The sequence below is a fragment of the Microcystis sp. M53602_WE12 genome (genome assembly GCF_030065455.1).
Lineage (GTDB): Bacteria > Cyanobacteriota > Cyanobacteriia > Cyanobacteriales > Microcystaceae > Microcystis > Microcystis aeruginosa.
The window spans coordinates 1-7,995 of the sequence record NZ_JASJFB010000101.1; the positions used below are offsets into that span (position 1 = coordinate 1).

At 48.9% G+C, this 7,995-nt stretch carries 5 protein-coding genes; 4 read left to right on the top strand and 1 reads right to left on the bottom strand.

Going from position 1 to position 7,995, the window contains the following annotated elements; all coding sequences use genetic code 11:
* Positions 1-526 precede the first annotated feature (526 nt).
* Positions 527-1,903 (top strand): cobyrinic acid a,c-diamide synthase CobB, encoded by a 1,377-nt coding sequence (locus PX482_RS04260; protein WP_288028055.1) that lies wholly within the window; start codon positions 527-529, stop codon positions 1,901-1,903.
* Positions 1,904-2,224: 321 nt separating this feature from the next.
* On the opposite strand, the gene PX482_RS04265 is transcribed toward PX482_RS04260, so the two are convergent.
* Positions 2,225-2,611, bottom strand: a complete 387-nt coding sequence (locus PX482_RS04265; RefSeq protein ID WP_353852188.1) for a hypothetical protein — start codon at positions 2,609-2,611, stop codon at positions 2,225-2,227.
* 45 nt (positions 2,612-2,656) lie between these two features.
* On the opposite strand from PX482_RS04265, the gene PX482_RS04270 reads away from it, so the two are divergent.
* From PX482_RS04270 to PX482_RS04280, 3 genes are all read left to right on the top strand, one after another.
* The gene (locus PX482_RS04270; RefSeq protein WP_223212281.1) at positions 2,657-4,657 is read left to right on the top strand and encodes an alkyl/aryl-sulfatase; all 2,001 of its coding nucleotides are present in this window, start codon (positions 2,657-2,659) and stop codon (positions 4,655-4,657) included.
* 208 nt (positions 4,658-4,865) lie between these two features.
* Positions 4,866-5,699 carry a bile acid:sodium symporter family protein gene (locus PX482_RS04275; protein WP_288122102.1) on the top strand — a complete coding sequence of 278 codons (834 nt, stop codon included), beginning with the start codon at positions 4,866-4,868 and terminating at the stop codon, positions 5,697-5,699.
* A 207-nt stretch (positions 5,700-5,906) separates the two neighbouring features.
* A complete protein-coding gene (locus tag PX482_RS04280) occupies positions 5,907-7,766 on the top strand; it encodes an iron uptake porin (protein ID WP_288122104.1) in 1,860 nt (619 codons plus the stop codon).
* The last annotated feature ends 229 nt before the right edge of the window (positions 7,767-7,995 follow it).

Here is a 7,995-nt window from a genome sequence, read left to right on the forward strand (position 1 = left end):
GAATCCTGAATCCTGACTCCTGACTCCTCAAAACCTAAGACTCTGTACCTCACAACTATGGGAATTGCTATAAGATGAACGTAGGTTGGGTTGAAGCATGAAACCCAACGCCCGATTATGTTACGCTACCGCTAACCCATCCTACAAATAATTGTGCCTCCCTACTTAAGCTGCCCGCGAATTTAAATTGCTTGTTGAGATGAGGCACTCTTGCAACAGTAAAGGGATTTGAGGAGATTTAGCCAATCTTAAGGATAGGCGGTTAAAATGCGTCTTAGCCTATCTTAATGGTGGGGGAGGAAGTCTCTGGTTTTTGGGAAAGTCAGAACAATAGCTGGTTGTCTAGAGATGATGACAATGATCCTAAACGTGGTCAAATTGATTTCGCCGCTAATAAAAAAAAGTCGATTGACACAGGAACCAGTTAGCGGCCAAAATTGACTCTATTAGCCGTTGGCAAGCCTTAGAATTGATTGTGTAACAGGTTAATTAAGTCTAGCTCGATCTCGAAAAAAAACAACTAATAATGATCATCGCAGGAGAAAGAAGCGGAGTCGGTAAAACTACGATTACTCTGGCAATCTTGGCCTATTTAATCAGTCGTGGCGATCGAGTGCAATCTTTTAAAGTCGGGCCCGATTATATCGATCCCATGTTCCATAGTCATTTTACCGGTCGCCCCTGTCGCAATCTCGATCCGGTTTTAACTTCTGAAGACTATGTAAAAACCTGTTTTGCCCAACATTGTCAAAATGTCGATTATGCTCTGATTGAAGGGGTAATGGGGCTATTTGATGGTATTCAATTAAGCGATACTCAATTTCCCGATTATGCCAGTACTGCCCATATTGCCCGTATTTTAGGGCTTCCTCTGCTGTTAGTTATCGATTGTAGTCGTTTATCTACCTCTGTCGCCGCTATTGTCCGCGGTTATCAATCTTTAGACAAAAATCTTCATCTAGCCGGAGTTATCCTCAATCGGGTTAGCAGCGATCGCCACCTGCAATTACTGCAAACCGCCCTAGAATCGATCAATATGCCGATTGTCGGGGTTTTGCGTCGTCAAGATTCCCTGACAATTCCCGATCGCCATCTAGGATTGGTTCCCAGGGATGAACTAGGAGAAATCAGGCAACTGCAAGATCAACTGGCTTCTATTGCCCAAAACTGCTTTAATTGGGACATTCTCTTGCCTTTACTCACTATTTCTCCCCAAGAGAACCCGAAAAATCCCCCAGGAGCAAATAAGCTTTTTCCCCCTATCCGTATCGGTATTGCCAGAGATAAGGCTTTTAACTTTTATTATCCCGATAATCTCGATATTTTAGCCAATTTAGGCGCGGAATTAATCTTTTGGAGTCCCTTGCAAGGGGCAAATTTGCCCGAAAACCTGCAAGGGTTGTACTTTGGTGGCGGTTTTCCCGAAATCTTTGCCCCGGAATTAGCGGCTAACACCCCTATCTTAACTCAGGTGAGAAAAGCGATCGCCTCTGGAATGCCCACCTACGCCGAATGTGGGGGATTAATGTATTTATGTGACAAAATAGTTGATTTTGAGCAAAAAAACCATTCTATGTTGCAAATAATCCCCCAATCTGCTATAATGTCCCCGAAATTAACCCTAGGTTATCGGCAAGCCATCGCCAAACAGGAGACGATCCTGCTCAAAGCAGGTCAACCAGTGCGCGGCCATGAATTCCATCGCTCCCAATTAAGCGGGGTGAGCGACGCACCGATTTATCAACTGCAAGCATTCCCCAAAAGTGCTATCAATGCCGAAGGGTGGCAAGGTAAGAATCTGCACGCTTCCTATCTCCACCTACATTTTGGGGGCCAACTAAGCCTGCCGAAAAAATTTTTAGCTGCCGGCCTTGATTTTTTCCGCACAGCTGCGTTAAGCTAATTACAGATAAATTCAATAATTAATCCGTTAAGGGATACAGGAGGTGATGTCGATGGTAGAAAGTAGTAAAAGCATGGGTCTCCTAATCGACAATAGCCGGCTGTGCGCCGGGGCTGTTCTCTAGACCCCACGTCTAAACAAGATTTAGACTAGCTGGAGTTCCTTCCGGCAGTCTGGTGTCGATTCCGATGACCCGCTACACCGCCCTTACCGAGCAATTGGTAAGGGCGGATAGTTTTTGAGGGTTTCCCGTCATCTGGGAACCCCAGAACCAGAAGTAATACCAATTTTTTCCTAAGTGAGCCTTTCTTGACTTTAACTCTACGGGCGCAAACTAACCCAGCGTCGCTTCTGGTTTGGGGACACCATTTTAACGCCTGTCACCGAGATAATATCATTGGCCAAATTCTCTGCCATCATGGGAATGAGTTGATTTATATTATTCTCATAAGCTTTTATCCAGAATTTAGCTAGTTTCTCTCTCGCTTCCTCATTGACGTAGATAGTTTTATCTGGCGTAATCAATACCATTGCCACGTGACCGGAGTTTTCCGTGATGGCAAAGACAAACTGATCACGGTCGGACTTGAGACCTTCGTACCAGTAGTCTAGGTGTTCTTCTAATTCGTATTCATAGAGAGCGCGTTCCATCTTGCCATCTTCTAGCAAGGCTTTACGCAGTGTATTGGCTATCTTTCTTTTTTTCATGGTCTTGTCCCTGTTTTTGTTCGCATTAATTACCTACCACTCCTTATGAAAAACAAGCACTTCGATCCAAAAGGCAAGATGCCCTCCCCGTTCACCATCGAACTACAGAACGGTTGGCGCCAGACCCTGCCGTTCGAGGACAAACGGGATTTTGAAGAGGCCCAAAAAGGCTTTATTGCCACCCCACCTTACAAACAAATCATAGCAGAGGCGGGTAACGTGGCTTGGGATATGGGCAGCTACGAGTTCCTGTTGCGCGGCTTTGACAGCGTTTTCGACAGCATTCACCCCTCATTGCAGCGCCAGGCAGTTCTGAACATGGCCTACGGACTCTATGAAGTCTTGCCGGACAAAATCTACCAAGTGCGAGGGTTCGACCTGGCCAACATGACGATCATCAAGGGCAATACAGGTTGGATTCTATTTGATGTGTTGACCTGTAAGGAAACGGCTAAAGCCGCTCTGGAACTGGTCAATGAACACCTGGGACACCGTCGTGTGGCCGCCGTCGTGTACTCCCACTCCCACGTCGATCACTACGGCGGGGTGCGCGGTGTGGTGGATGAGGCGAATGTGAAGAACGGGAAGGTGCAGATTATCGCCCCCGTTGGCTTCATGGAATATGCGATCGCCGAAAACGTCTATTCGGGGACGGCGATGGTCCGCCGGGCATTCTTTCAGTACGGCCTGCTATTGCCGCGCAGCCCGTTCGGCCATGTAGATCAGTCGATCGGCAAGAACACCGCAGCGGGCAACACCGGGCTGATTGAACCCACCCGTTACATCGAGCAGGACATTGAGGAATTGACCATCGACGGGGTGAAGATGGTATTTCAGAATACGCCAGGCACCGAAGCCCCCGCCGAGATGAACACCTATTTCCCTGACTGGAAAGCGTTCTGGGCAGCAGAAAACATCTGCGGTACGATCCACAACATCTACACGCTGCGGGGTGCATTGGTGCGGGATGCGTTGGAGTGGTCGAAGAAAATTAATGAAGCCCTCTATAGGTTCGGGCAGCAAGCGGAGGTGATGTTTGCCTCCCATAGCTGGCCCCGTTGGGGCAACGATCGCATTCAGGAAGTCATGCGAACCCAGCGGGATGCCTATGCCCATCTGCATAACGAGGTGCTGCACCAAGCTAACCAGGGCGTGACCATTAATGAAATCCACAATGTTTACAAGCTGCCCGAAAGTTTGCAGCAACAGTGGGCTGCCCACAGCTACCACGGTTCTGAGGAACACAATAGCCGTGCCGTGATTAACCGCTACCTGGGCTACTGGGATGCCAATCCAGCCACATTAATTCCGCTGTCACCGAGGGAATCGGCTCCGCTCTACGTCGAGATGATGGGGGGTGCGGAGAAGATTCTGGCCAAAGGTCAGGAGTTGCACGATCGAGGCCAATACCGCGAAGCCATGGAGATACTGAACAAGCTGGTCTATGCTGAACCCCAGAACCAGGCAGCTAAAGACCTACTGGGCGATGTGTTTGAGCAGATTGGCTACCAGAAAGAAAGCCCCAGTGTCCGCAACAGCTTTCTGGCCGCCGCTTACGAACTACGAAATGGCTTCCCCACGGGGGTCACGGCCAAGACAGTCACCCCCGATACGGTTCGCGCCATGTCCACCCAACTCTGGCTCGACTTCATCGGCATTCGTCTAGATAGCCAGAAAGCGCAAGGGATGAAATTCACCATCAATTTGCTCACACCGGACAACGGTGAGAAATTTGCGGTGGAAATGAGTAATTCAACCCTGACAAACATCAAGGGATTCCAGGCAAAAAATCCTGATCTCACCATCACGATCGACCGTAGCGACCTGGAGTTGATTATGGCTGGGATAGCCACATTTCCTGCCCTGATTGGCCAAGGGAAGGTGAAGCTAGAGGGCGATGCTCAGGTCTTGGTGCGACTCCAGAGCCTCTTAGTCCAGTTCACCCCGGACTTTGAGATCTTGCCAGTAAGCAAGCCGGCGGAGTCAGTTACGCCCACTGAGAACTCGTTCGAGCAGCCAGAGCCGGCAGATACGTCTGGAGGTTGAGCGGCAATGGCAGTCACCCCTGGCAACGGTGAAGGGCTACCGGTTTCAAGCGGAACAGTTTCGGAATGGGGGAGTTGGGCAAGTATCTCCCCTCTCCTCGTCTCCCCGTCCCTTCCACAGTGTTCTGTCTTAAGCCGCAACTTAATCCCTGATTATGGCAATCTGACCGCCGATGAACCCCCTTATATCTCTCGAAGTCAAGCCAATATTGCTAATCCTTGTTAAAATCACGATTTTTTCGCTGATGTTAGCCATCGGGATCGCTCTCTCTTTCGAGAAAATGCTCTCCCTCTGGCGCAAACCCGCTTTACTCTTCCGGGCGCTCCTAGCCGTTGTCGTGCTGGTGCCTTTGCTGGTTTTCCTGCTGTTAAAACTATTTAACTTACCCCCAGAAGTGATGGCTGGATTGGCATTTTTGGCAGCTTCCCCTGGTGCGCCTCTAACTACCAAGCGATCGCAAATGGCGGGAGCCAGATTCCGTTACTCAGCCAGTCTCCAACTCACCCTGGCTTTACTTGCGGTTGTGATTACGCCCCTTACCTTGGCTATTTTTACCACCCTCTTTGAGAGGCTTTCAGAGAATGTAACCATTTTAGAGGTAGCCCAGCAAGTCGCCATGGTGCAGTTCTTGCCTGTCAGTATCGGGCTTCTGATGCAAAAGTTCGCCGCCAAATTGGCCGAAAAGATCGCCAAACCCTTAACTTTTATGGCTAATGGTTTGTTTTTGCTCTTAGCTATCTTAGTCGGTCTTTTGGGATTTCCTGTACTGTTGAAAGTTTGGGGATTGCCACTGGTTGCAATTCTGATTATGGTAATCGCCTCTCTAGGGATAGGACACGCTCTAGGCGGTCCCGATGATGATCAGCGATCGATTCTCGCGATTTCCTCTGTTGCTCGCAATGTCGGTTTAGCCTTTTTTATCGCTATTTTGAATGACGTACAGCAGCAGGTGATTCCTACGCTGCTGGCTTATTTAATTTTGGGAGCCGTTCTGGGCGTTCTTTACTCAATCGGTCGTAAGCGCAAATTGGAGAAACTTTGATATCCTCGCCGCTGTGTCAACTCTTAGTTTTTGTTTAAGTGCCGTTAGGGGCGACAGAGTGGCCACTTTGTCAACTGGTCAAGGCAAAAAAATGAGATCGCATCTTTCCCTAAGTAATTAAATTGTGTATAATGGCAAAAGAATAGAAAGGCTATATGCGTCGTCAAACTGTGTAGTCAACCTATAAGGTGTGAGGAAAAAACCATCATGTTAAGAATGTTCTGGAAATCATTGCTGGTTAGCCCAGCGATTTTAGGGGCTACCCTAGTAGCTTCCGCTAATGCTAGTAGCTTCGATCCCGCCAAATCTACCAGTGTTTCTACCGAATTTAACAATCTAGAAATCGCTCAAGTTCAGGACAACGCTGCAGGAACTGGCGAATTACTCAATCAGATCGAACAGTACGGTAACGAAGGTCAAGTTGCACCCGTACAGGGCAACACCATCGATCAAGTCACCAGCGTTAACCAACTGCGGGATGTTTCCCCCACCGCTTGGGCTTTCGAGGCTTTAAGAAGTTTAGTTGAACGCTATGGTTGTATTGTTGGTTATCCCGATCGCACCTTCCGCGGCGACCGAGCTTTAACCCGTTGGGAATTTGCGGCTGGTTTAAACGCTTGCTTAAACGTCATGGAACGTTTAATTCAAGATGGTGTCAACGTCCTCAAGGAAGACTTAGATGCCCTCAAGCGCTTGATGGATGAGTTCCAAGCTGAGTTAGCGGCGTTGGGAGCTAGAGTTGATAACTTAGAAAGCCGGGTGTCTTTCCTCGAAAATAACCAATTCTCCACCACCACCAAATTAGCTGGGGAAGTTATCTTCGCTGTCACCGATACGGTCGGTGCCGGTAGCCCCGCCTCCCAGGCCGCCATGCAATACCGCGCTCGTTTGCTGTTAAACACGAGCTTCACCGGTCAGGACGTATTGAAAACTCGTTTAGCGGCGGGTAGTGCCACTCCCTTCGGATTTGATTACAAATCGACCACCACACTACAAAATGGTGATCCCGCTTCCGTCAGATTCGATAATCTGCAAAGCCCTTCCCTATTCCAAACTTGGACCGCGGCCGGTAACGGTAGCAATGTGGTTCTCGACTGGTTGGCCTACTATACCCCGATTGACTTAGGTTATTTTGGTCGCTTCAATACCTATGTTGCCGCTTGGGGCGGTATTTGGAATGACTTCGTTCCCACCACTAATCCCTTCTTTGAAGACTTCGACGGTGGTAATGGTGCGCTATCTACCTTCGCTTCCGAAAACCCCATCTACCGTATCGGTGGTGGTTCTGGGGGTGGTGTTAGCCTACAATTAGGCTTCCTCCAAAGCATTGTCGGTCCGACCTCCCTATCCTTGGGTTACTTAGCCGGTGGTGGTGGCTCTAGTTCTGCGGCCAATCCTAACCCGGGTAATGGTCTCTTTAACGGAGATTACGCCGCTTTAGCACAGATTAACGCTAACCTCTTTAACTTCCTCAACGTCGGCTTCACCTACGTTAACGCTTACCAAGGTGCCGATACCGCCATCTTCGGTAACGGTGGTTCCTTCGGTGTAACGGGTACTTCCGCCGCTAACCTTTCCCAAACTCAGTTAAATACCCTGCTCAACGTCAACGGCAACGATCCTGATAGCGTCACCCTACAGGATGAAGTCGGTTTCTTCAACTTCGGAGCCAAAGTATCCAATAGCTACGGTTTAACCGGTGCAGTGGATCTTGGTTTCGCCAGCTTGAGTGCCTTCGGTTCCTACTCCACCGTGCGTTTACTCGGTCTCGGTGATGCGGAAGTGTGGACCTACGGTGCTGGTATTGCCTTCCCCGACTTGGGTAAAGAAGGAAATATCTTAGGTCTGTTTGCTGGTGCGCAGCCCTACATCGGTCACTTAAGCTTCCGAGACATGGGGCTAAAAGTATCTAACATCGTTCCCTACCACGTTGAATTGTTCTACAAGTACCAAGTCACCGACAATATTTCTATCACCCCCGGTGTCATCTGGATTTCTGCACCTGAACAGTTCAAAGGCACTGGTAACGAGTGGATTGGCACTCTCCGCGGAACCTTTACCTTCTAGGATTTCCTAAATTAAACCCGAAACCCCACCCATGGTGGGGTTTTGTTTTAGGCAAATAGACGCTGATATTCTATCTGGATACAAGCATCCTTGACATCCTCACCGCCGTAAACGGACGGTGATTCCCAAACCTCACGATTTAGGTTTCTGCTTCTTTCCCGAAGGATTTTTCGCACCTGCCTTAACAGATTTACTCTGTTCTGGTCTTATGGTCGCTCTACAGACTGAC

What these genes read in the sequence shown, in the direction of transcription:
- PX482_RS04260 (WP_288028055.1), top strand. Translation starts at nt 527, where the DNA reads ATGATCATCGCAGGAGAAAGAAGCGGAGTCGGTAAAACTACGATTACT.
- PX482_RS04265 (WP_353852188.1), bottom strand. Translation starts at nt 2,611, where the DNA reads ATGAAAAAAAGAAAGATAGCCAATACACTGCGTAAAGCCTTGCTAGAA.
- PX482_RS04270 (WP_223212281.1), top strand. Translation starts at nt 2,657, where the DNA reads ATGAAAAACAAGCACTTCGATCCAAAAGGCAAGATGCCCTCCCCGTTC.
- PX482_RS04280 (WP_288122104.1), top strand. Translation starts at nt 5,907, where the DNA reads ATGTTAAGAATGTTCTGGAAATCATTGCTGGTTAGCCCAGCGATTTTA.